Below are 1,025 nucleotides of genomic sequence, written 5' to 3' on the forward strand. Positions count from 1 at the left end.
ATGCTGCGACCGCCCGTGCCGAGCGTCTGGCCGTTCGCGCGCTGATACGCCTGCAACGCGTACAGGCCCGTGCGCTTGGACAGCGAGTAGTACTCGGACAGATTGACCTGCGAATACGACGCCGAACTCGTGATGCCGTTGGCCTTCGTCGCGCGCGTGTACGCGTAGCCCGTCGCGAAGTCCCATGCAGCCGTCGGCTTCCAGTGCAGCACGATGCCACCCGAATTCCAGATCGATTCGTCGTGGAAGCCCGAACCGATGCCCGGAATGTACTGCACGTTCGAGTACGTCGCGGTGATGTCGAACTGACTGTTGAACGTGTAGCCCGCGCCGACCGCGAAACGCTGCTGTGCGCGCGCCGACTGGTAGCCGTTCGTCACGGCCGACACGCCTGCCTGCGCGCCCGCATTCGACGTCGTCGTGTCGGCACCGAACGTGCCGCCGTTCTGGTTCGAATTATTGATCTTCGAGAAGCCCACCGCGATGCCGATCGGACCTTGCGCGTACTGGACCGCCGTGCTCCACGTCGAGCCCTGATACGCACTGCCCGGCACGCCTGCAAACGAATACGAACCGCTGAACTTGAAGCCGTAAATCTGCGGCGACATGTACAGCAGCGTGTTGTTCGCGCGATAGATCGTATCGAGACCGTCGACGTCGCCCGCGTGCGCGCCGTAGAAACCGGTGAGCCACGTCGTCGGGCTATACGGCGACAGCAACTGGTAGTACGACGCATACTGACGGCCAGCCGTCAGCGAACCGTACGTGGCGTTCGATACGCCGACGAACGCCTGGCGGCTGAACATCAGGTTGCTCGTGGACATCGCGCCGTTGTTCGCACTGAAGCCCTCTTCCAGGGTGAAGATCGCCTTCGTGCCGCCACCCAGGTCTTCTGCGCCCTTCAGGCCGAAGCGGCTGCCCGCCCACACGCCCGTGACCATCTTGAAGGCCGAGTGGCCGCCTGTAGTCGAACCCAGCGACGTCGAACTCGACTGATAGCCGATGCCGTTATCGATAATGCCGTA

At 63.0% G+C, this 1,025-nt stretch carries 1 protein-coding gene; it reads right to left on the bottom strand.

Annotation, left to right across the window (positions count from 1 at the left end; genetic code table 11):
- A partial coding sequence (locus G3O01_RS44790) for a porin (RefSeq protein ID WP_205813927.1) occupies window positions 1–1,025 on the bottom strand: 1,025 nt, incomplete at both ends.

Origin of the sequence: Burkholderia sp. Ac-20365 (genome assembly GCF_017104715.1) — a bacterium.
Lineage (GTDB): Bacteria > Pseudomonadota > Gammaproteobacteria > Burkholderiales > Burkholderiaceae > Paraburkholderia.